The organism is Microbulbifer sp. ABF4_107 (genome assembly GCF_056312215.1).
Window position 1 is genome coordinate 2246856 of sequence record NZ_CM149983.1, and the last position, 24924, is coordinate 2271779.

At 55.7% G+C, this 24924-nt stretch carries 14 protein-coding genes; 5 read left to right on the forward strand and 9 right to left on the reverse strand.

Annotated elements, in window-relative coordinates; all coding sequences use genetic code 11:
• Positions 1–218: 218 nt before the first annotated feature.
• Positions 219–1892 (forward strand): glucose-6-phosphate isomerase, encoded by a 1674-nt coding sequence (gene pgi, locus ACYX4K_RS09295; RefSeq protein ID WP_476178679.1) that lies wholly within the window; start codon positions 219–221, stop codon positions 1890–1892.
• Between the two features lie 35 nt (positions 1893–1927).
• Complete coding sequence (locus ACYX4K_RS09300; protein WP_475092396.1) at positions 1928–3253, forward strand: glycoside hydrolase 5 family protein; 1326 nt, start codon at positions 1928–1930, stop codon at positions 3251–3253.
• 144 nt (positions 3254–3397) lie between these two features.
• On the opposite strand, the gene ACYX4K_RS09305 is transcribed toward ACYX4K_RS09300, so the two are convergent.
• From ACYX4K_RS09305 to ACYX4K_RS09325, 5 genes are all read right to left on the reverse strand, one after another.
• Positions 3398–5275: a sulfatase-like hydrolase/transferase gene (locus ACYX4K_RS09305; RefSeq protein ID WP_475092395.1), complete on the reverse strand. Its 1878-nt coding sequence runs from the start codon at positions 5273–5275 to the stop codon at positions 3398–3400.
• Positions 5276–5297: 22 nt separating this feature from the next.
• Entirely contained in the window at positions 5298–6920 is a 1623-nt protein-coding gene (locus tag ACYX4K_RS09310) for a cellulase family glycosylhydrolase (protein ID WP_476178680.1), read from the reverse strand.
• The gene (locus ACYX4K_RS09315) at positions 6904–8208 is read right to left on the reverse strand and encodes an AGE family epimerase/isomerase (RefSeq protein ID WP_475092393.1); all 1305 of its coding nucleotides are present in this window, start codon (positions 8206–8208) and stop codon (positions 6904–6906) included. The genes ACYX4K_RS09310 and ACYX4K_RS09315 overlap by 17 nt, the downstream gene beginning before the upstream one ends.
• Positions 8209–8246: 38 nt before the next feature.
• On the reverse strand, positions 8247–9422 hold the full coding sequence (locus ACYX4K_RS09320; protein WP_475092392.1) for a glycoside hydrolase family 130 protein: 1176 nt from the start codon (positions 9420–9422) through the stop codon (positions 8247–8249).
• An 89-nt stretch (positions 9423–9511) separates the two neighbouring features.
• The gene (locus ACYX4K_RS09325; protein WP_475092391.1) at positions 9512–11392 is read right to left on the reverse strand and encodes a sodium:solute symporter family protein; all 1881 of its coding nucleotides are present in this window, start codon (positions 11390–11392) and stop codon (positions 9512–9514) included.
• A 287-nt stretch (positions 11393–11679) separates the two neighbouring features.
• Here ACYX4K_RS09325 and ACYX4K_RS09330 point away from each other — a divergent pair, with 287 nt between their 5' ends.
• The 3 genes from ACYX4K_RS09330 to ACYX4K_RS09340 all read left to right on the forward strand — a co-directional run bounded on the left by ACYX4K_RS09330 (position 11680) and on the right by ACYX4K_RS09340 (position 15479).
• Positions 11680–12675: a LacI family DNA-binding transcriptional regulator gene (locus ACYX4K_RS09330; protein ID WP_475092390.1), complete on the forward strand. Its 996-nt coding sequence runs from the start codon at positions 11680–11682 to the stop codon at positions 12673–12675.
• 238 nt (positions 12676–12913) lie between these two features.
• Complete coding sequence (locus ACYX4K_RS09335) at positions 12914–14101, forward strand: AGE family epimerase/isomerase (RefSeq protein WP_475092389.1); 1188 nt, start codon at positions 12914–12916, stop codon at positions 14099–14101.
• Positions 14082–15479: a phosphohexomutase domain-containing protein gene (locus tag ACYX4K_RS09340; protein ID WP_475092388.1), complete on the forward strand. Its 1398-nt coding sequence runs from the start codon at positions 14082–14084 to the stop codon at positions 15477–15479. Before ACYX4K_RS09335 ends, ACYX4K_RS09340 begins: the two co-directional genes overlap by 20 nt.
• Before the next feature lie 221 nt (positions 15480–15700).
• Here ACYX4K_RS09340 and ACYX4K_RS09345 read toward each other — a convergent pair whose 3' ends face one another.
• The 4 genes from ACYX4K_RS09345 to ACYX4K_RS09360 form a co-directional block, all read right to left on the reverse strand.
• Complete coding sequence (locus ACYX4K_RS09345; RefSeq protein ID WP_475092387.1) at positions 15701–18859, reverse strand: TonB-dependent receptor; 3159 nt, start codon at positions 18857–18859, stop codon at positions 15701–15703.
• A 249-nt stretch (positions 18860–19108) separates the two neighbouring features.
• Positions 19109–19693, reverse strand: coding sequence for an NUDIX domain-containing protein (locus tag ACYX4K_RS09350; RefSeq protein ID WP_475092386.1), 585 nt, complete (start codon positions 19691–19693; stop codon positions 19109–19111).
• 127 nt (positions 19694–19820) lie between these two features.
• On the reverse strand, positions 19821–22589 hold the full coding sequence (locus ACYX4K_RS09355; RefSeq protein ID WP_475092385.1) for a TonB-dependent receptor domain-containing protein: 2769 nt from the start codon (positions 22587–22589) through the stop codon (positions 19821–19823).
• 171 nt (positions 22590–22760) lie between these two features.
• Positions 22761–24884: a cadherin repeat domain-containing protein gene (locus tag ACYX4K_RS09360; RefSeq protein ID WP_475092384.1), complete on the reverse strand. Its 2124-nt coding sequence runs from the start codon at positions 24882–24884 to the stop codon at positions 22761–22763.
• Positions 24885–24924 lie beyond the last annotated feature (40 nt).

Genomic DNA, 24924 nt, shown 5'->3' on the forward strand with positions numbered 1-24924 from the left:
GCATGTAACCGGTTCCATTTCGAGATTATTACAAGCACTACCCGAGTGCAAACTTTTTTACTACCGCACCACAAAAAGGCAAAAAATCACGCCACATGATGTAACCGGTTACACATTCTGGTTGAATAGCGGGATATCCCGCAGGAGATAGCGCGTCATTCCGCTCCCCCACAGGGTTTTCCATAGATTCAGCAACAAGAGATAGCAGCGAGGTGATCGTGAGCCCGACAGACATACCATCCCAGGAAAAACGCCTGTTAGTAGAACAAAAACGTCTTTCCAGGATACCGATGACAACCCTGTTCGAAGAGAACCCGGATCGTATGGAGAAGATGCACATCCAGGCCGCAGGGCTCGACCTCGACTATGCAAAAAGCAGAATCGACCCACCGGCCATGACGGCACTGTTACAGACCGCACGCGCCAGTGGACTTGAGGCGCGGCGGGATGCCCTGTTCCGCGGTGAACCCATCAATACCACGGAGAAGCGCCAGGTACTACACCCCCTGCTGCGCGGTGCTCTACCCGAGCAGCACGCGCACCGCGCACAAGTGAATGAAACCCTCGCGCGCATACAGGAGTTTGTGGGCGATGTGCGCGGTGGCCAGCTCATCGGTGTGACCGGCAAGCCCTTCCGCACCGTTATCAATATTGGTATCGGCGGCTCCCACCTGGGTCCGGCCATGGCCTGCCGCGCCCTGACACCTTTCGCAAAACGCAATCTTGATGTCCGGTTTGTCTCCAACGTAGACGCCAGTGACCTCAGTGAAAAACTGCGCGACGCCGACCCGGAAACCACGCTGTTTATCGTTGCCTCGAAAACATTTACCACGCAGGAAACTCTTGCCAACGCCCGCACTGCGCGCAACTGGATGATCGAGAGAACCGGCCGCCTGGATGCCGTCGAGCGCCACTTCACAGCCATAAGTACCGCTACTGACCGAATTGCAGAATTTGGGATTCAACCCGCATTTACATTTCCGATGTGGGATTGGGTGGGCGGGCGCTATTCCGTGTGGTCGGCCATTGGCCTGCCACTGGCGCTATCGATCGGCTACGACCAGTTTGTGGAATTTCATCGTGGCGCCGCGGAAATGGATCAGCATTTTCAACAATCGCCTTTAGAAGAAAATATGCCGGTAGTAATGGCGTTGCTGAGCTTCTGGTATCAGCAATTCTGGGGCGCCAACACCCACGCGCTTCTCCCGTACGATCACTACCTGGGAGACTTTCCCAGTTACGTACAGCAACTCGACATGGAGAGCAACGGCAAGTCCGTCTCCTTACAAGGGGAACGTCTGTCGCACCCTACCTCCCCGATTATCTGGGGCGCCGAAGGCACCAACGGACAGCATTCATTTCACCAGTTGCTACACCAGGGCAATCTGCTGGTGCCGGCGGATTTCATACTACCGCTGCACTCCCACAACCCCATCGGCGATCATCAAGACCTTCTGGTGGCCAACTGTCTGGGACAGAGCCGAGCACTGATGGTAGGCAAATCGCTGGAGCAGGCGCTCACGGAACTCACTGAAGCGGGAATGGATGCTGACGCTGCCGCCGCACTCGCTCCACACAAAACCATGCCCGGCAACCGTCCCAGCAACACCCTCACCATGGATGCGCTGACTCCCGCAACGCTCGGTGCGCTGATCGCCCTGTACGAGCACAAGGTATTTGCGGCAAGCGTACTCCAGAACATCAATGCCTTCGACCAGTGGGGCGTCGAGCTGGGCAAGCAAATATGTAATTCCCTACTTCCGCATCTCACTGGCGACGCCGACTGCCAGGCATTTGATGGCAGCACCAATCGCCTGCTGAACCGCTATCGCAAGATAAAAGTAGAACGCGCCAGCCAACATACATTCGCCAGTCACCAGAAAAATAACTGAATGCACCCAGTGCAAAAATATGAGGATCCTCACCTATGAAAACAATAAATACCCTCGCGCTCACGGTGGCGGTAGCCATCGCAGGCTGTGACCACAAACAGGCAACAGAGGCTGGTACCGCTACCGCGCCAGCGCCGGCAACGGCATTTGTACGCGTCCAGGACGGGCAGTTCGAATTGAATGGCCGCCCCTATCACTTCACCGGTGCCAACTACTGGTACGGCGCTTACCTGGCGGCAACCGATCCGGAACGCCTCACCCGCGAGCTGGACCTGATGGCGGCCCAGGGCATCGACAACCTGCGAGTGCTGGCACTTTCGGAGCAGAGCAGTCTATCGCGCAGTGTCAAACCTGCAGTGGTAAACGCCCCCGAACAACTGAATGAAACACTGCTACAAGGTCTCGACCGGCTACTTGCTGAGATGCACGCACGGGATATGAAAGCGGTTTTGTACCTCACCAATTTTTGGCAGTGGTCCGGCGGAATGTCTCAGTATCTGGTATGGCATCAGAATGCCGCGCTGGACGATCCGGATGTGAGCGGCAAGTGGGATGAATACATCGAAAGCACCACGAACTTTTACCGCTGTGCGCCCTGCCAGAAACAGTACCTGGACACGGCGGCCGCTCTTACACTGCGGCAAAACACCATTACCGGTACCGCATACCGCGACGACCCCACCATCATGGCCTGGCAGCTGGCCAACGAGCCACGCTCAGGTGGTGCAACCTACAATGCAACACGGGCCACAGACTATATCCGCTGGGTGCAGGACAGCGCCGAGACACTCGATCGACTGGCTCCCAACCAACTGGTCAGCACCGGCAGTGAAGGACTTGCCGGTACTCAACAACAGGCGGACGTGTATCTGCAAGCCCACGACACCGATGCCATTGACTACCTTACGGTGCACCTGTGGATCAAAAACTGGGGCTGGTTTGACAGCAGCAATCCGGAGAGCACCTACCCCGTCGCCGTCGACAAGGCGACCGACTACCTGAGCCGGCATATTGCATTCGCGAAGCAACAGGAAAAGCCTTTGGTGCTGGAAGAATTTGGTGTAGAGCGCGACGGCGGCAGCTTCTCACCGGAAGCGGGTACCGAATACCGGGACCGATTCCTGGCGCTGATCTACAAGAAAATTGAACAGAGCAGCCGCACCGGTGGCCCACTGGTAGGATCCAACATCTGGACATTTGGTGGCTATGGCCGTTCAAACAACCCAGAGTATCAGTGGCAACCCGGTAGCGATTTTCTGGGTGACCCACCTCAGGAACCTCAAGGCCTGAATTCCGTGTTCGACACAGATACCAGCACCCTGGCCATCATTCGCGAACACTCCGACAGTCTGAAAAATTAACCAGCAAGGTGCCCGATGTTGGCGGCCAGGCCGCCAGCATCGTCCACACAACTATTCCGTAAACAAAAAAGCCGCTGTGGGTTTCCCCAGCAGCGGCAACCGACGAGGTCGACGAGAAAGACCTCTGCCACTCATCACAGATTGTCAGTCCGGGGTTATCGCCTCAAACTGCATAATCTGTGACTCGGGAGCTTTTACCTCTGCGGACACCAGATAGAGCCTGCGGAAAGATTCGAACCGCGCCCAGGGCGTCATACTTTCATTACCCTGAAGTTCAAAACGCAGGGATGCCTCACCGGCGGGGAGCTCAAATTCCCCAATCTGCTGAATGGCTTTTTCCTCCAACAAGAGAGGGACTTGCTGTCCCGCAAGAGACAAGGAAAACCTGAGCCCTGCGCCCTGAAACCCGGATTTATCCAGAAACAGGCGATAGCGCCCCGCCTTCTCGACCTGCAACCGGTATTCGGAAAAATCACCGGGTTCGGAAAATCCTTTCAGGTTGTGCGGGCCACTGACCACCTCGCCACCGATACTGGCCGGGCCAAAAGCGTTGATAACGTCCACTGGGCCGTGAACCGGGTAGACTGGCGTGCGCAAACTATCGGCATCAATCATGATTTCCTGATACAGCTCGCGCATGGTTCTTTTCAGCTCTGAAGCCAATTGTGGCCGCTCGCGTAAGATATTCTCGCGCTCACCGGGATCTTTCTGCAGATCGAACAGCAGATAGCCGTCCACTGGCTCGGGGTAATCGGGCTCATCCAGAATCGGATTCAAGATCAGCTTATAAGGCCCCTGGCGCAACGCCAGCATCTGAGACTCAAACGGCATCTGTGCACGTGCCGCCGCGTCTACCGGGGTCCATTCATTGAAATGTTTCTTGTGAGATACCAGATCGTGGCTCCCGATCAGAAATGGTTTTTGCCGCTGGTACTTGGCATTGCCTTCCAGCGCGGCGAGAAAGCTTTCCCCATCGAGTGGTTTCTCAAGCTCCGCCGCGCCGCCGGTAACCTCCATTAGCAGGGGAAAAATATCGGTTACATGCACAAAGGCATTGGATGTTGCCGGCGCGAAGCGGGCCGGCCAATGCACGAATAGCGGCGACTTGACACCGTTTTGCCAGTTGCGCCCTTTTTGCCCCAGCAAATTGTTGGGATTACGCTGCCGCCATTCGTTGCGCAGCATCGGCCCCGCGTTACTCGATCCGTACCAGGGACCGTTGTCGCTCATGAAAATGACCAGTGTATTTTCCGCGAGTCCCGAGTCCTCCAGATACTGTAAGAGTCGACCGATATGAAAGTCCATTTCGGACACCATACCGTACAGATTGGCGATGGCATCACGCTGCCCCTTTTCCCGGTAGGGCTGAACAAATTGCTCCGGCGCCTGCCAGGGTTCATGGGGAGCCAGATAACTCAGGTAGGCAAAAAAGGGCTGCTCCCGATTGCGTTCGATAAAATCGATTGCGTAGTCGGTGACTACCTCTGATACCCAGGTATCGTGCTCGACGCGTTCGCCCTGGCGATATCCAAAACTGTTGTCGTGCACATACAGCTCCGCGTAGTAGGTATCGTCAAAACCACGCTCCCAGGGCAGGTAACCGCGGGTTTTTCCCAGATGCCACTTACCCCAAAGGCCAGTGGCATAACCACGCTCTTTCAGTACTTCGGATATCAGCATTTCGTCCCGGCTCATATAGTCGCGGCCACCGTGTACTCCGGACACACCCGCTTTATAGTGATGCCTTCCGGTCAATAGCGACGCACGGGTTGTGGAGCAGACCGGGGTCACGGTGAAATCACTGAATTGGACAGACTCTGCTGCCAGCTGATCCAGACTTGGAGTCTCGATCACCGGATTGCCGTGCAGCGAAAGGTCGTCAAACCCAAGGTCATCTGCGGTAATCAACACGATATTTGGCCGCGCCGTCCCAGCGCGACTTTCAGGTACGAGCAGCGCCATCAGTACGACGGCAACAAAGCAAAGAATTGCGGTCGCCCAAAGCCGATGTTGATTCGCCATAGTGCTTTCTCAATGCTGATTTTTATTGTGCGCAGTAGGTTTCTATATTCGAGGGTTCGGATTCCCCGGCCCCGTTAACCGCAGTCAGGCGGTACTGCAAACAGGCGTGTTCTGTAATGGTATCGTCACTGGTGATAGCGCTGCTGTTCAAGGTGTACAGGTCCATCGTTTGCGGATCCCATCCATTCGCGCCATCGCTCAAGTCGTCCGCCACAAGCGTCCAGTCTTTGCCATCGTTTGCCGATGCGTAAAGCCGGTAAATACGGGCAGTAGGCGCCCCCATCCAATTAATCCCGCCATTATCCGAAATCGGGTGCAGTAGCGGTGCCTGTGGTACCGGCCAGGAAGTGGCAAATGTCTGTGCGCGCTCGTTGTTTGCGATTGCCGCCTGCGCAGAGCGGACCATGTGAATGACCGCACGCTCGTTGTTGCCGTCATTTGCCGCAAAACCCGGCAAGTGGTAGCTCATATGCTCGCCGGACTCCTTGTGCCAGTAAAAACCACCTGCCTCACGGTGTCCGCGGTATCCCCATACCAGGCCACCGGCAACCGCAGGTTCATCCACCCAGGCGTCGGTGACCGCTTGCAGGGTGTCCATGGGCTGTAAACCGTATTCACCGATAAACAGCGGTTTATTAAATTTCTCCGCCAGAGCCGCCTGCAACCGCACTTCTTCCACCGACATATAAGGGCCGTAAAAGTGGTTTGATTGCAGATCAACGTTGGGGTCGGTCAGCCCCAGGAATTCCCCCTGCTCGATACTCGCAGTACCCGCTGCATTGGTATAGTCCGCCTGCTGGTCACCGTTTATCACCAGTTGATTCGGAGCGAGCTTTTTAAACAGGGCTGCCGTCTCTGCAAGAAACGTCTTGTTGGTGCCACGTAGCTCGTTGCCGGTTTCCCAGGCCATAATGGCTTTCTCATTCCGGTATTCACGCCCGGTACAGGTATTCTTGCGGGTAACCAGCTGCTCAATAATATCCCGATAGGCTGCGTAGGTTTTACTCTGGGTATCGTAAAGCGGCCCGCTTTCCTTGGTATCCTTATCCGCCTCGCCCACCATCAACGCCAGCTCACGCTTACCTCCCCACCAGCTCCAGTGATCGATCACCGGAATAATGAGACGCAACCCAAGGGTATCGGCCAGGTAGACCATGCGGTCCATTACCTGCATGGCTTCTTCATTGAGAACAATCGCTCCGGTCTCGGTATTCTGCACAATATGCGCGGGCATATTCGCGCGTACCGACGCAGGCAAAGATATATCATCCACCGACAGGGTATAAATGCGGGAGACCGTATGACCGCTGTAAACCAGGGCCTGAATCCAGTTACTCTGCTCTCTCGCAGTGGGCCAGCGGAAATGGTCGGACTTTCCGATACTACTATTGGACGAAGCAACATCGTCTTCAATCCGATGCAGCTCTGTGGCGTGCAAGCCAATAAAACGTAGCGGGCGCTCCCCTTCCAGCAAACGAATACCATCGCGGGTCACGAATTCCTCGAACCCGGAAAACGGCGCCACATTGGGGTTGAGCTCAGGAACAACACAGTGCGCCGGCAGTGCGGTGGAATCCGCAACCTCGCAGCCCGCCAGCGCCAGAGCACCGGCAGTGGCCATCAATATCTTATGCAGTCGCCGCACTTTCTTCTCGCTCCTGTATTTCGCTCATGGTCGCCTCAGCGATACTCTCGAGGCGACGAATGACTTCCATCATCGCGCGCCCATTGTGGTAAGGCCCTTTCCAGAAACCGAGCTTGTATCCCTGGTCCGCCTTCATTCGATCAATAGAAGCGTGGTACAGCCACTCACCGTGCTCCCAATCAATCTGGTGATTTTTGATAAAGGTCCACACATTTTCGAAGGCGGTCTTGAACCGCGGATCGCCAGTGCTCTGCCACATATTCAGAAACCCGACCAGCGCCTCCGCCTGGACCCACCACTCCGAATCCAGGTGACGCGACCGGTTGGTGAAATCATAGGTGTCCAGGACCTGACCGAGACCACCAATGCCCTCTTCCACGCAGGATCTTCCCAGGGCCTCCACCGTCGGCTGATATTTTTCGGAGTACGCCGGCTCATCCAGCACCTCCAGCGCTTCCGCCAGCAGCCAGCTACCTTCGACATCGTGTCCGTAAGAGTAGCTTGCGGAAACATCCGTCCAGTCATGCTCCAGAAACAACCGCAAGTGACCGTTTTCCGCGTTGCAGATTTTTTCACAGAACCAGTCGATGCTGTTCTTCAGGGCTAGCGCAACCTCGTCGGTGGGCGCTACACGATACAACCCGGTGTACGCTTCAAGTACATGCAGGTGGTTGTTCATGGTCTTCGGTGCATTCAGGTCTTTATCGCTGAGCCGGTAATCCGTAACCGGGTGCCACTCTCGTGTCACCGCTTCCAGATAGCCACCCAGTTTTCGATCCACGCAATGCTGCTCAATCGAGCGGAAGTACGCCAGCGCCAAGTCCAATGCGCGGGATTCGCCGCTCAAGCGATAATAACTGGCATAGGCATAGATGCAGAACGCCTGCGCATAGGTCTGTTTTTTGCCCTCTTTCATTTTCCCGATGTAGTCCACACACCAGAATGCGCCACCAAACTCTTCGTCATGAAAATTTGACGTCACATAATCGAAAGCACGGGCGGCCAACAACCGGTATTCCTCGATCGAATCACTGTCTGCATCAGGGTCCTGTTGCAGGTGCAGACACAACTCACTGAAAAACCAGAGGATACGCGCGTTGAGTACAATACCTTTGTCGGCTTCCGGTGCCGGGTTGCACGCCACACTCACTTCACCAAAAAAACCACCGCTATGGGTATCAACGGCATGGTTTTTCCACCACTGGCCAATATCCAGTAGTTGCCGGCGGAACTCAGGCAAATAGTTGATCAGGCCCAGTTTTGGCTGGGATTTTCTCGTCGCTTGCATTGTATAGATGCCTTCCATGTTGTTTACCGCCAGCGCCATCACAGATCTCGCAGAACTGCAGCGTTGTTTTCAATCAACTGGATACGTGTGGCCACAGATAGAGCCGAGCGCAACCCGTCTTCCGGTGTGTTTACACAGTAATCCACCAGCTGTTCCACGGTAGAGGTGGCCACGTGCATTCGGGTATCGGAAGAGGCGTAGTAAATAAAAACGTTACCTTGATCTTCAATCCAGCCATTGGCAAAAGCCACATTCGATACATCACCCACGCGCTCGCTGCCTTCCGGCGCAATAAAGTGGCCACCCGGCAAGTGGGTAATTTCCCACGGGCGCTCAAGGTGCGTCATGAACATGTAAAGTACGTAGCGCAGGCCGGCCGCGGTATTGCGCACACCGTGTGCCAGGTGCAGCCAGCCGCGATCGGTTTTGATGGGGGCCGGCCCTTGACCATTCTTGACTTCCTTAATGGTGTGATACTCCTTGGTATCCACCAGCACCTCTTTCACTACCTCGGGATTTTCCATGGATTCGGTCAGCCCCCAACCGATGCCGCCGCCACTGCCGACACTGATAAAGCCATCTTGTGGTCGGGTGTAGAGCGCATACTTTCCGTCAACAAATTCCGGGTGCAGCACCACGTTACGCTGCTGGCCACTGTGTGTGATCAGGTCCGGCAAGCGCTCCCAGGTTTCCAGATCGCGGGTGCGGGCAATGCCACACTGGGCCACTGCCGCTGTTGTGTCGTTGGGACGGGTATGATCCTTACGCTCGGTACAAAAAAGGCCGTAGATCCAGCCGTCTTCGTGCTGAGTCAGGCGCATGTCATATACGTTGGTATCCGGATCTTCGGTTTCCGGCATGACTACCGGCTTGCCCCAGAAGCGGAAGTTATCCACACCGCTTTCGCTTTCGGCCACCGCAAAGAAAGACTTGCGGTCCACACCCTCCATGCGCACCACCAGCAGGAATTTTCCGTTCAGTTTGATTGCGCCGGAATTCAGCGTCGCATTCACGCCCAGGCGCTCCATTAAGAATGGATTGGTGCTCTCATTCAGATCATAACGCCATGCGACTGGCGCATGGTGGCGGGTGATGATCGGGTTCTGCCAACGCTGATAGATTCCATTACCACCGTCTGCCGGACTATTCTTTTTCGCCAGCAGAGACTCTTGATTTGCGATCAGTGCGCGTACTTTTTCCAGGTGACTAGACATAATTCACTCGGCTAATGTTATTTTCGAAAGTGTTCTTTTGCGCGGCACCTCAGTGCCGCCATTTTCTGTTCAGTGCCCGTACAACCAGATCAACCTGCGGCTGCAACCGGGCTCTGCCCTGAGCCCTGTTCAGGCTTTTTTATCTGTTCGCCCATTTCTGCATCCGGGTCATCCCGCATCAGGCGATACCAATTCTTCCAGAGCAGATAGCTGGTCAATGCAATCACACCCATGGCAATGGAGAATTCGGTCCAACGCTGAATCACCATAAAGATGGGTGCTGCGGTAAGCGCGGTGTGCCAGACGAGACCAATCGCACAGTTGAAGAGGTCACGTTTACAATCGGTATTGCGCTTCAGTTCTGGATGCTCCACCAACAGGGCCTGGTGAACGGGTTTCCAGAATCCCCAGGGGCGCGTTTTGAAATAGAAGGTTTTGAGGGTTTCCATGTCATCCGCCTCGGTGAGCAGTGAGCCGGCGACACTCGCGGTGAGGCACAGCGCAAACATACCCGGGAATGCATACAACGGAGAGATATCGGTAAACATCATCGGTATCGCTGCCAACAGCCCCGCAAGCATGCCGTAGAAATAACCAAAGCCATTCATACGCCACCAGTACCACTTGAGGATATTGGCTGCGGTGTAGCCACCGTACAGTGCGCTCACGATCCAGAGAATGATGGAATTGAGTGATGGTGCGAAAAGGCCGATACCAGTACCGAGAATCACAAAGGTGATTGAGACCAGGTAGCTCATACGCACATAGGTTTTCTCATCTGCATCCTTGTTGAAGTAGCGCTTGTAGATATCGTTGACCACATACGCCGGCGCCGAGTTGGTGGTAGCAGCAAAGGTCGACATAAAGGTCGCCAGCAATCCGGCGACTACCAGCCCGAGCAACCCGGCGGGGACATAGTTGGCGAGGGCAAACGGCAGAATCTGCTCAAAGTCCACACCCTCGCCCATCGCACGCAGGTCGTCGACAAAAAACACCAGGGCAAGAATTGTCAGACCGGTGATCATCATATAGCGGGGGAACAACAGCACAAGGTTGACCAGCCAGCTCATCTTTGCCGCCTCTACCGGAGTACGTGCGGACAGAATACGCTGCATGTCGTAGTTGGGTGCCGGGCCCGCCATGCTCTGAAGAATACCTTTCAGCAACACCAGCATGAAAAACACGGAGAACAGGGACCAGCCGTCGTCGACAATACGCTGATTGGCGCTATCGAGAATACCGCTCCAGTCGAGATCGAGGGTGTGCCCGAAGCCCATACTGAACCAGCCCTCAGGAACAGCCGCGCGCAACATGTCTGGCGAGACCTGGTACATGGCAATCACACCAATCGCGATACAGGCCACTGTCATAATGACAAACTGCATGACCTCGGTGAGTACCACACCGAACATCCCACCTTTCACCACATACACGGCAGTGATTGCGGTGAGAATCAGGCCGTAAAAAATTTCATTGTTGTGGGGATCCGCCGAGAGCTGCCAGGGCATAAATGCGGCAGCGAACTTACCGATACCCACAAAGCCGTAGGCGAGATAGCCAAGCACCACCAATAACGCAAAACCGACAATGACCAGATGGGAAAGCTCCGCACCGCGCCCCTCCCCAAAACGGAAACGAATCCACGCGGCACCGGTCATCACGCCCGAGCGACGCAACCAGATCGACAGGAAAACCATTAGGAAAATCTGATTGAAGGCCGGCCAGAGCCAGGGAATATAGATACTTTTCAGACCATAGATAAACAGCAGGTACACCATCCACATGGTGCCGGAAATATCGAATTGCCCGGATGCATTCGACAAGCCCAGGTAGTACCAGGGCAGCTTGTTGCCACCGAGAAAGTAACTCTGAATATTCTTCGATGCCTTGCGGGATACCCAGAACCCGATAAACAGCGACGCAAATAAATACAGTCCGATGACCATTAGGTCTATTGGTGCAAGGCTCATAGGCAACTCACCTCTCTATGATCGCTTGGCGCGGCGAAGGACCGGCGCTCTTTATTGTATTGAGGGCGACCCGAGGTAAACCCCCTTGTGAGGGGCCGCCAGAAACACCAATGTAACCGGTTACACACAAATTTGCTAGAGCTTTATGACAATTTCCGGTAACTTTTCAGCGCCTTCCAAGGTCACCAGCGCCTAGGAAGACCGCCGCCAATAATCCCCGGCGGTCATACCGCAGCCCTTGCCATCAACGGCAGTTGCGGCGAACCAGATACCGATGGCCAGTAATTATGTCGAGCATTAGGGAAGTGTCGCGCGTAGCGGGCGTATCCATCGCCACCGTCTCCCGGGCACTCAGCACACCGGAAAAAGTCTCCAAGGAAGCACTGCGTAAAGTGCACGAAGCCGTGGAAAAGGTGGGGTACCGCCCGAACATGATGGCGCGCAATTTTCGCGCCGTACGCGCCTACTCCATCGTGGTCCTGGTGCCGAACCTCTCGAACCTGTTCTTCGCCACTGTTATTCGCGGTATTGAAGATGCCGCCCAGCAGAAAGGCTACAGCGTTCTACTGGGCGACACCCGCGATTCCAGCGCGCGCGAGGAGGAGTACACCCGTCTGGTGGAAACCCGCCAGGCCGATGGCATCCTGCAACTGCGACCGCATATTCCCGGCAAGTCTTTGCAGCCCAAGGCGGACATTCCAATTGTTTCCGCCGCCGGCTGTGAAAATACCCCCTACCCCTCGGTGCGCATCGACAATGCCGGCGCCGCTGAAGAAGTGGTCACTTACCTGATTGCGCAGGGCCACCAGCGCATCGGCGTGCTGGCCGGCCTGGCGGACAACCCCCACTCCCGCGATCGCCTGCGCGGCTACCGGGCCAGCCTTGAGCGCGCCGGCATCCCATATGACGAAGACCTGCTGGTCAATGGTGACTTCACCATGGGCTCCGGGCTGATGGCCGCCAACCATTTCGCACGCATGAAGAACCGCCCCACTGCGATCTTTTCAATGAACGACGAAATGGCCATTGGTTGTATGCAGGGGCTTAAAAGTGCGGGCATCAAGGTTCCCGAGGAAATGTCCATTACCGGCTTCGACGATATCGAGTTTGCCCGCTACAGTGACCCACCCCTGACCACGGTTTCCCAGCCCGCGGAAGCGCTTGGACGGGCGAGCTTCAACACCCTGCTGGAGCTGATCGAAGGTAAAGAACTGCAGCAGACCGAAACCGTACTGCCCTACGATTTTGTGGTGCGCAAAAGCACACCTCCCCTTCCCCGCTAATCCACAGCACAAGCGAGGCACTTCGCCGGCCTCGCTGGCCCCACTAACGCACTGGCCCCACTAAATTGTACCTACCGATACCGATCGCCATTCGCCAAGCCGAACTGGCAACGCAAAAAGCACATTTGTAACCGGTTACACTACACTGCATAATAACGGCCATAAAAAGTGGTGGCTGTACATTCAGGCAAATGTAACCGGTTACCAACACGACAAATCGCCAGAAAAGGCCAATTCGATGTCTTTGAGTATCAATCACTGGGCACAGCAGCTGGAGCACTGGATGACCAGCGCCGCCCTCCCCCTGTGGATGGAGCAGGGGTTTGACCGAGCCAGTGGCAGTGCCCACGAACGCCTCACCCCCGAAGGGCTCCCCGATACCGGCTGCCCAAAGCGGGTTCGGGTGCAGGCCCGGCAGATGTTTGTACTGGCCTGCGCAAGCCGACGGGGTTGGGTCGCAGGCGCCGAGGGAATCGTTGCCGATCTCGATCGTTTCGTCACCCGCTATGCCCAGCACCCCAGTGCACCGCAGGTGTACGTACACGTGCTCAACAGCGAAAATGCAATACACGACCCGCGCCAGGATCTGTACGACCTGGCATTCTTTCTACTGGCCAGTGCCTGGCGGTTTCGCGCGTTTAACGACAGTGCCGCGCTGCGCAAGGCCGAAGCGCTGATTCAACACCTCGATGTGTACATCAAAGGCCCCAGAGGAGGCTGGCTGGAAGGCGACTACAGCTCCGACATTCGCCGTCAGAACCCCCACATGCATCTGCTGGAGGCCTTTATCGCCCTCTACGATGCCACCAATGACGGGCGCTGGCTGGCGCGGGCCGGAGAAGTCTTCGCCCTGTTCGAAAACTGTTTCTACGACAGCAAAAACGGTGTACTGCTGGAATATTTCCACCACGACTGGCGTCCACTCAGCGACGATGAGGGACAGGAAGTCGAACCCGGACATATGCTCGAGTGGGTCTGGTTACTACACCAGTACAGCCAGCGCAGTGGCGCACCTGTAGGGCGCTACACCAACACCCTGTATCGACGCGCACTGGAGCTGGGCACAGAGCCGGGCACCGGCCTGCTGTATGACGCCGTCTCGATCCAGGGCAACGTCCTCAAAGCCAGCAAACGCTGCTGGCCACTGACCGAACTGATCAAAGCGAGCCTGTGTCAGGCAAACAGTGGCGACCTGGAAGCGGAAGCGCATGCTGCCCGCGGGATTCAGCTGCTATTCAAATATTACTTTGACGACAAGATTCCCGGACTCTACATCGACCAGCTCGATGCCGAAAACCGGATCGTCAATAACCTGGCTCCCGCCAGCACGCTCTACCACCTGATGGTGGCCACCACCGAAGCGGCAGATTACGCCGCTGCCACCAAACTGAAAATGCGAGCAGAATATGAAGCCGTTTCCGGTTGATGCCTTCAAGGCCTATGACATTCGCGGCCGAGTGCCGGAACAACTGAATGAATCCATCGCCTGGCGTGTGGGCTACGGCTTCGCCAAGCTGTTGAATGCGCGCAATCTGGTTGTCGGCCACGATATCCGTCTCAGTAGTCCGGCGCTTACGGACGCGGTAGTACGCGGCATTACCGCCGCCGGCTGTAACGCCTTCAATATCGGCCAGTGCGGCACCGAAGAAATCTACTACGCGACTTATGCCGGGGATAACAACGATGCCGTGTTCGATGGCGGCCTGTGTATTACCGCCAGTCACAACCCCAAAGATTACAACGGCATCAAACTGGTACAACAAAATGCCGCCCCGCTTTCTGGCTCGAGCAGCCTGGAAAATCTCAAGGCACTCGTCGCAACCGCCGACATGCCGCCAGTAACTCAGCCGGGCAAAGCCCAGCGCGGCAATTTCAAACCCCGGTACACAGACTATCTTCTCGGCTGGGTGGACAGGGAAGCGCTGAAGCCGCTGCGCATTGTTGTGAACCCGGGTAATGGCGGCGCGGGCGATATCGTCGAACGGCTGGAATCACATCTGCCATTTGAATTTATTCGCCTCAACTGTGAACCCGACGGCAACTTCCCCAAAGGGGTACCCAACCCGTTGCTCCTTGAAAACCGCGAGGAGACTGCAAACGCCGTCAAACAACACAATGCTGACCTCGGCATCGCCTGGGACGGCGACTTCGACCGCTGCTTTTTCTTTGATGAACACGGCAACTTTGTCGACGGCTACTATCTGGTCGGCCTGCTCGCACAAATTCTCCTTAAGAAGCAACCCGGCGCGACCATCGTGCACGATCCACGCCTCTACTGGAACACCCATGCGGTTGTTGAGGCTGCCGGCGGACACTGCCAGGTCTCACGCACTGGCCACGCTTTCATCAAGCAGGTGATGCGTGAGCAAGACGCCGTCTACGGTGGTGAAATGAGCGCGCACCACTACTTCCGCGACTTCGCCTATTGCGATAACGGCACCATTCCGTGGTTGCTGATCTGTGAGTACCTGAGCACCTCCGGCCTGTCCCTGCGCCAGCTTGTAGACGAGATGACTCGAAACTACCCCTGTTCTGATGAACTGAATATCAGCGTGCATGACGCCGATGCAGTGATTGAACAAGTAACACTGGAGTTCACCAAAGGTGCCGCGAGCACTGAAACCATCGATGGCCTCGGGATCAGCTTCGAGGACTGGCGATTCAACATCCGCCAATCCAACACGGAGCCACTGCTCAGGGTTAATCTCGAAGCGCGCGGCGATCGCAGCCTGATTGAGCGGAAAACCGAGCGCATGCTGGGCGTTATCCGGAATCAGGGAAAGACATATGAGAAAGTAGATTAACCGAAGTGACGCCAGAAGGCAGAACCAACAAGGGGCAGAACGCCCCTTTTTTTGTATTTGAACAGCCTGGCGCTTCTTCCAGAAAAAGTAATAAAACAACACGCATAAAAAAGCCCGGTAAAACCGGGCGAACTATCAACGAAAGGACGAGAGAATCCTGTGAGAGATTTTTTAAGAAACTGGGGCGGAATTCACCGCCCCTTGATCGCGATTGCTGCCGATCAGTAACGTCCGATGATACCGAGCTGGAACACGCGGTCCAGCTGCTGGAAGCTCAAACGACGCTCTTCGATTTCAACATAAGACTCCAGGTTTTCTTCTGTCAGGTTGAGGCCTTCCAGAGTCACCTTGAAGTTGTCGTTGATATCGTAGGCGAGGGAGAAATCCAGCTGACCGTAGTCCTTGCTGTATTCCGAACGCCCACCGGAGCCACGTGCGGCCAGCAGCGCATCATCACGCCAGTTGTAGGCCAGACGCGCCCCAAAATCCCCTTTCTCAAAGAACACAATGGCATTTGCGCTGTGCTCAGACAGCTGCGGAACCGGCATACCATCCGGTGTCTCACTGTCGACAAAGGTGTAGTTCAGTACGGTGCCAAAGCCATCCAGCACCCCGGTGTACATCTGCTGGTAAGACAGCTCGGCGCCCTGCACCAGGCCCTCGTCGTTCACTGCCATACGGCCGTTGTACTGAACGTCTTCGATTTCTCCGGTGTCCGGGTTCGGTGCGCGGCCCGGGCCCATAAAGGTCTGGCTGTAGTCGTGAGTGATAAAGCTGTCGATATCTTTGTAGAAGAGTGCACCAGAAAGCAGTGAACCCTCATTGAAGTACCACTCCAGCGACGTATCGAACTGGTTTGCACGGTACGGATCCAGATCCGGATTGCCGATAATACCTGTGCGGGACGTAATACTGGTGATGTAGATACCAGACGTCAGGTCCGTCAGGTCTGGGCGCGCCATGACTTTAGATGCGGCGGTGCGCAGCTTCAGGTCATCGGTGATATCCCAGTTGAGGGTAGCGCTCGGGAGCACATCGGTGTACTCACGGCTGAGCGTATTCGCCTGATAGTCTTCGGGGTTGTATATGGAAACAAAAAGGAACTGGGAGCTGGCACCCTCGCGCACGGTGTAGTTGGTGGAGGCCGTTTCGGTCTGCACCAGACGCACACCCAGGTTACCGCTCACAGTGCCACTGCCATTTTCAAAGTTCACCTTGGCGTAGGCCGCCTGGGTGTCCTCTTCCACCAGGTAATCGTTCACCTTGTCGGATACCGGATAGATACCCCAGGTGTCGTTAAGATCCCGCAGCGGGTCGCCGTAAATGGACGGATTGCCGGAAATCCATTGACGCGGCAGGTTGCCACCGACTTTTTCCAGGAAACTACCATCGTTCACGGTAACCGCATTCTGAATCTGGTGCGGCTGAACATAGATGGAGTTGGCATCCTCGACGCCCAGACGCTGATCGGTAACCACGGTACAGCTGTCATCGGTACACTCTGGCTGCCAGTGGTCGCCGATACCGCGCTCTACACTGCGTTCATTGCTGCGGTTTGCCAGTCGCAGACCGAATTCAACCTGTGAGAAGTTCAACGCACCCAGGGTTTCATCCAGGTTGTAATCGAAATCCAAAGCAACGGCGTCTTGCTCGGATACAAACTCGTCCTTCCACAGGCTGACAAATGCAATCGCATAACTATAAGGGTCGGTCAGGTAGTTCGCATTGGGATCCATGGGGTTAGCCGCGGAGAGGTTCGGATCCAGCACAATGCTGCCCACATCCCCCTGAGTCAGGTCATACCCCCAACGCACCGCATCGGCACATTCCACTTCCAGCCCGGTATTCGGGTCCACCGGGCGCGGGTCGCGCCAGGTACAGTTCACGTTGCCGTAACTGCCTTTCAAATCCTGGCGCAGCCAGATGCTGTCGAACTTAGAGCGGCCACTGGACAGGTTTGCGGACACGGTCCAGTCATCGCTCCACCAGCTGCCACCGAGGGAGATATTGTGGTTCTGCACATCCCGGGATGCGGCTTGGCCACCCATTCGGTGGGCGTTGCCGTTGTTGTTCCAGCTAATGGGCGTAAAACCACCGGAGAGCAGCGTTACTTCGCCGTCAACCATATTGGGGTTGCCCGGTTCAATACCGGCAACTACGGGCGCATCGCTGCCCTCGGTATATTGGCCGAGCACAAACGGCATAATGGATTCGTCGAGGATCACACCGGTGTTGGGGAAATCGATATCGCGAATACCGTAAGTGAGAATGGTGGCTTGTTGCTGCTCTTCGTATTTGCTGGCAATCACGTCCGCGTACAGACTCATATTCTCCGTGGGATTCGCCTGCAGAGACAGGTTCACCCCGGTGCGGTCGCGATAGATTTCCTTCTGCTGCAGCTCCACTTCCTGCGGGGCGATCACCTGGCTCAGATTTCCGGTTTCCGGGTCCAGATACATCATGGTCGGCAACCAGCCGCCATTTTCACCGGCTACGTTTGTGCCGGTACCGTCATCACCCCAGCCCATATTGCGCCAGCAAAAGGGGGCGCAAACAGTGGCTGGATCCTGCTCCGCATCCCACCAGACATTTTCATTCCAGGATTGCAGCGAGGACACGTTGGAATTCCAGTCTTCAAATACCAGACCATCCCAGTTGCGGTAGTCGATGGAATCGTTGCGGCTGACGCTTTCGCCCTGGGTGACATTCAGCAGCACGCCGAACTTGTCGTCCCAGTTGTTGCCGATCAGGAAGGAGTAGCGCTCGGTCGGTTCGTCGGCCAGCTCGGAATAAGACGCTTTGCTGGAGCCCGCCACCTGGAAGCCGTCCTGATCCAATGGCTTGCGGGTTTTCATATTGACCGTTGCACCAATGGCACCTTCAATACGATCCGCTGTGGGCGACTTGATCACCTCAATGCCGGAGAGTAGCTCCGCCGGAATATCTTCCAGGGTCGCATTGCGGCGCACACTGGAGCGGAAGCCGGGCTGTGAAGGCGTGCCCACGTAGGAGACACCGTTCATCTCCATATTGACCTGGGACATACCGCGCACCTGGATCTCAGAGCCTTCCCCATCACGAGTGGAGATCTGAACCCCAGTCACACGCTGCAGTGCGCGCGCTGCGTTTTCGTCTGGCAGTTTGCCGATATCTTCCGAAGAAATGACATCGACAATCGCATTCGCATCGCGCTTCTGGTTTACCGCATCCCGCAGGGATTTGCGGATGCCGTAAACGGTAATTTCTTCGAGGGCGGCATCAAACTGCTGACCTGTCTCTTCTCCAGCGTCGCTTTGCGCCTGTGCCAGGGGCACCACCGCGCTCAGCGCCAGCGTGCTCACCAGCCCCAAAGGTAGAAATTTCGAGATTTCCCTCTTCATCATGAATACCTTGTTATCGTTATTTGACGAATTGTGCGCCATATACCGCTGCAGCGCACCCACTTCCGATCAACATTTGAGCATCATTCGCACACATGTAACCGGTTTCATTTTCGATTCATAAAACGCCCCTCTTTGGGGGCTGAAGACTATACTGCCAGCGGCCAATTCCCTGCGCAAGCGTTAATTACCACCGTGTAACCGGAAACATTTCACTATTTTCGGCAAAAAGTATGAATTTTCACGCCTTCAGGCTTCCATTAGCCGAGAAATTTTAAGATGTTGCAGCAACATGATGGTTTTTGCATCGCAAATCCCCCCGCCTCCGATCATGGAAAACGCCTGCTCAAATGGCGTCTCCAGCACCTCAATGTATTCCTGTTCTGCATCCAACCCGCCCCCACTGGTGAGCCTGTCTTCCTCGGAATAGCGTGCCAGGTAAAAGTGCAGCTTTTCCGTGACCGAGCCTGGCGACATGTACACCTCAAACACCTTCTCTAGTTGAGAAATACTGTAACCGGTTTCTTCTTTAGCCTCGCGAATAACGCACAGCGCGGGATCCTCCCCATCCAGTGCACCGGCACAGGCTTCTACCATCAGGCCCGACTTATTGCCATTGAGGAAAGTGGGCAGCCTGAACTGGCGGGTCAGCACTACCGTGCGGCGCTCCGGGTTATATAGCAGCACCACCGCACCGTCTCCGCGGTCGTAGACTTCCCGCTGTAGAACCTCCCACTGACCTTCCGGGTTTTTGAACTCGAACGTGTACTTTTCAAACCGGGACCAGTCACTGGACAGGACCTGACTTTTCAGATTTCTGACCGTATCACTCATGGCAACCTCCACAAATTCATGACCGGCTATCGTCCGCAATACTCTGCCCCGGTGCAAGCCAAAGGCAAAAAAAAGGGGCGGCACAAGGCCACCCCAAATCGACGAGAGACGATGCTCCGAAGAGTTTTTAGAAGCGGTAACTCATACTGGCTTTAACCGAACGCCCCATAAGCGGACGCGCCACACCGGTATAGGTACCATCGCTGAATGCGAGCCCACTGGTGATGTTGGAACCTTCGGTGAAGGAGTCCGCATCATTCAGGTTGGTCACATGCAGTTGCAGGTCCATATTTTCCGTTGCGGCATACAGCACACCCAGGTTCAACTGGGTATACGCCGGGTATACAGTGACATTGGCACTGTCGTCGCTGGCAAATCGCTCGCTGAAGTACTGCGCCTGGCCGTACACGGTCAGCGGGATAGCGCTGAATGCATAGGACGGACGGAAGTTCAGCATGACTTCAGACTGACGACGCGGGCGACGCCCCTCGGACGTGGACACTTCATACTCGCGCATGTCATTGATGCCATCGTTATCCGTATCCACATCGACAATACCGGAGCGAATAGCGTTGTCCTGAGACTGCTCTGGATCCTGCCACACCAGACTGCCCTGCAGGCTCAAGCCAGGGATCGCCGAGGGCTGGTAATCCGCTTCGATTTCCACACCGAAATTGGTAACGCTCTGGCGGAAGCTGTCACGGATTTTGGGGCAGTCCGCCGGTGCCGGTACGCTGCTACATGCAACACCACCAAAACCTGACGCACTCAGGTCATCCAGGGTGGCACCCAGGTTTTCTTTCGCTTTGAAGTCGATATAGAACAGCGAAACACCGAGGTCCAATTCATCCTGGCCGACACGGAAGCCGCCTTCGATCTGCTGGATATCTTCCACCATATCCCCGCGCACGATTTCGCCAGTGCTCGGGTTGGTTGCCGGACCACCGAAGATATAGTCTTCAAAGCCTGGCAGACGGAAAGAATCAGATACGGTACCGAATACGGACACATCGCCGAGGCTGCCATTTTCGACCAGCAAATAATTGGCACCGACCGACCAGCCGTACGCATCGTAAGTTTCCTTGGCCGATTGAGGCGCGCCATCGGGCACGTTGACGAAGTTGTCAGCCAGGGTATCGTCGGTGGAACCGACCACGATATTGTCGGGAGTAAAGTCGTTTGCGGTGTTACCCGGATCAAAGGAATTGGTAGTAACCCGGTCTACACCCAGCTCCTGCCAGCGCACGCCGACATCGAGTTTCAGGCGCTCATCCATAAGGGCAATATGGTCGTGCAGGTAGAACGCACGGGTTTCCATCGTCGCATCCGCCCCCAAACCAAAAATAGCCGGTTGATCCATGCCGCCGCTGGTGATCGACGGGCCTACCTGCTGTTCATTGGCATCCACTGCGTACAGGTCGACTGCGCGCGCACGGTCACTGATATCGCTCCAGGCACTGGCGAATACAGAGAAGACATCATAGGTAAAATTACTGCCGTAGGCGCCAATCGTCAGATCATGGCTCGTGCTGCCAATGTCAAAGGCCTTACTGAGCCGGAAGTCGCCGGTAAAGTTGGTGGCATCGACATTGCCATAAACGGGAATGTTGTGAGCGAGTACAGATGGAGCTTCAGTAGCGCCGGAGAGATCCGTTCCTGTTACCGTATCGGCGTAATAGGCTTTGACCGCCGTCGCATCGGCGTATGCAGCACCCAGATCGCCACCGAAGCTTTGAATGCGGTTGAACTGGTCTGCAGTCAGGCGTGCGGTTTCTGTGGGGGGATCGTTAAACAACGCATTGAACCCATTGCGCCCGTCGGTATACCGGAAACGGGACTCCAGGCGAAGTCCGTTCTCCAGCTCGTGGGCCAGATCCAGGCTGAAGATATTGAATTCCGGGTTGATACCGTCGCGGATATCCAGGTTCAGGGCGTTTCCTTCAGCATCGAACAGCGCATACTCTGCGATGCCATCGGACAATTGGGTTCCGGTACCAAAATCCACACCCAGGCTCTCGACACTGCCCGGGTCAATTTCGAACGGATCACTGTCGGTACCCGGGGCGCGGTTGTTAGGTACAGAGAACGGAATGTTCTGGTAGTAGATAGTCTGGTCGTTCAGCACATGAGCCTGTGCTTTAACGGTTGTACGCTGGTCGTCACTGGTATACAGAATGTTACCGCGGATCTGACCACCATCGTTTCCGGTAAAGCCAGGGTCACGACGCCCATCCGCTTTGCGGTAGAAGCCACCCACCGCATAGGTAAAGTTCTCGTTGATTGGGCCTGCAACATAAAAATCGTTGCGTACGTGTCCCCAGTCGCCAACTTCTGCTTTGTATTCACCTTCAAAGCTCTGGGTGCCGGTACGGGTCACATAGTTGACCGCTGCGCCCAGGGCATTGGAATACAGCACTGCGCCGGGGCCGCCTTTCACCGCTTCGACGCTGGTGGTCATCAGGTCGGTTTTGATGAACACATCATTGTTCATAAACGGCGCTTCCGGCTCCTCATAGACCGGCAGCCCGTCGATCAGGTTGGGCACATATCGGAAACCACCCGCCTGAGGTAAACCGCGCACCAGCACATTGTTGTGGGTTTCGCCAGCGGTGCCACCCTCGGCGAAGAAGCCGGGAATATTCCCCAACAGATCTGCCGTGCCGTGTGGAGCCAATTGCTGCATATCCGCGCCATTCAGCGTATTGATATTAAACGTCGCATCGAACTTGCGTGTTTCTTTAGCAACACCGGTAACGATGATTTCCTCGACCGCTTCATCATTCGTTGTCGCGCCAACTTTAGCCTCCTCAGCCTGGGCAGATACCGCACCCATCGCCACCAGAGTAATTGCCGCTGCCAGGGGGCTGCGCGGAAATTTGCTGTCTCTTCTCTCCATCAGTTTTCTCCATGGTATGTGATGCCCGTTTTTATCTGGAATCCGTTGCGTAAACAGCAGGCACAACCACCCCTGCCAGAGAAGCATTTACAAATTCGTTATTGGGCAAATTGTGCGGAAACCGGAATTGGCTCCGCAAAAAAGGCCCCGGAGTCCGGGGCCGAAACCGACTTAATTGCGGGATTCAGAACTCATATGTACGTGATCAAAGCTGACAAAGCCGCAGCCACCGGGCTCGTTGTCGAAGATGCGAATCTTCACATCGCTTCCCGCCTGGGCGCTGAGGTCAATGGAGACCCAGTCGTCGTCGCCATCAATGGCTGCAGGACCACAAGAGTTGGGCACGAAGCTCGCGATAACACTGTCATCGGCGGCACTGAGCACCTCCAGCCCCACCGGAGCACTACCATTCCCGCCCGCCATCAGGAAGTTCAGGAAGGGGCGCGTTTCGTCAACCGTGACGGTTGGCGACGTCAGGGTACCAGTTGGGGCGTCACAGCCGTTCGCGTTGTTGTTCAGCTCACAGGTGCTGACGGCGGCGTTGCCGACACGGGCATCACCGCTCACACCCCGCCAGGCGTCGGCGCCAGATGCGCCGGCAAAATCTCCGGTGGCTGTCCAGGATGAAGCCGTTGCATCATCAAAATCACCAATCACTTGCTCGAAAGCGTCGTCGGTAAGGGTGACATTGAAGCCGAGCTGCTTTTCGGATTCGGGGGTTAGTGCCACTGTGCCGCCATCAATGGTGCTATCTGCAGGGTTCCAGGACTCCGCTGCCTGATAGAAGTGGTCCGCACTGACAAAACCGCAGCCGCCGGGCTCTTCGTCAAAGACCTGCAGTTTTACAAAGGCATTCTTGAGTGCAGAGATATCCACTGTCGTCCAGTCATCATCACCGGTGATGTATGAAGGGCCGCAGCTATTGGGAATGTAGGTGTGTAGTACATTACCTGCCGTGTCCAGCACCCGCATCCCCACAGGGGCAGCACCGTTGCCGCCGGCCATCAGGAAGTTGAGCGTGTTCTCAGTCACTTTGAATGCCGGGGAGGTGATGCTGCCAACGGGGGCGTCACAGCCCGCACTGTTGTCATTCATCTCGCAGGTACTGATCGCACGATCGCCCACCTTGGCCGCATCATCGGCCACGGTAGTGCCGACCCAGCTATCAATTTCTGGCTCCGCGAACGCGCCGGTACCAACCCAGCCCCGCTTCTCCACCATATCCTTCGGGTTTTCGAAGCTGGCATTGGGGATCAACCCCGCCATACCCTGGGTCTGATCGAAAGTGACATTTTTTGGGTTTAGCGGTTTGGTGGCGATACCTGCAAGCGGACCACGACTGATGTCGGTCTGGTAGAAATGGTCCATAGCGATAAAGCCACAGCCACCGGATTCATTGTCATATACACGCAGCTTGATTTTCTCGCCGATCAGTCCGCTGGTATCAAAGTGTACATAGTGCTGGTCACCCTTCAGCCAGGCGTCACCGCAGCTGTTCGGTGTGTACTGAGCGAGGACGGTATCGTCGGCAGCAAGAATAATCTCCACACCCACATCATTGGTGCCATTGCCACCGGACATCAGGAAGCTGATGAAATCGTGCGTGACCTCAACGTCCAGCACGGTAATACTGCCCACATGTTCGTCACAGCCAGTTAGACCGCCAATTTCGCAGGTCGAAACCGACACTTCACCAATACGTGCAGCGGTATCCACAATATCTTCACGGTATTCAAGGCTATTCCAGCCGGCAGTGGCAATGCCCGGATCGGCGAACACACCGGTCATCAGATACTTGTCCGGCTCTGCCTGCATGGAAACAGGGAATTCAAAGCTGGTGATGACGTTTTCGGGTACGAAAGTGGAATCATCTACGGTGACATTTGCATAGACATTCGGTTCGATTTCTTCTTCGTTATCCGTCACCACAACCGTCAAAGGCAACTCGCTATCGGCGGCAAAGCCGTCGGAGGCCACAATGGTGACTTGATAGTTGTTGTCGCTATCGGCGTCCGCCGGTTGCTCGAAATCGGTGGGGATCGCGAATGTCAGGACGCCATCGCGATTGACCGAGAAGGCCCCCGCATCGGCGCCACTCAGGGAAAGGGTTACCGGGTTGCCCTCGGCATCGGAAACACTGATGGTAGTGACGCTCTTAACGCCCTCCTGAACCTCGACCATACCGGGGCCGGAAAGCACGGGAGAAGTATTTTCCGGCAGCGGGCCAGCATCATCGCTGCTGCAGGCACCCAGTGCCAGGGCGAGCGGAACGAGTGGAAACTTTTTAAGCCACATGATCAATTACCTTTTATTGTTTTAGCTCTATGTGCGGGTA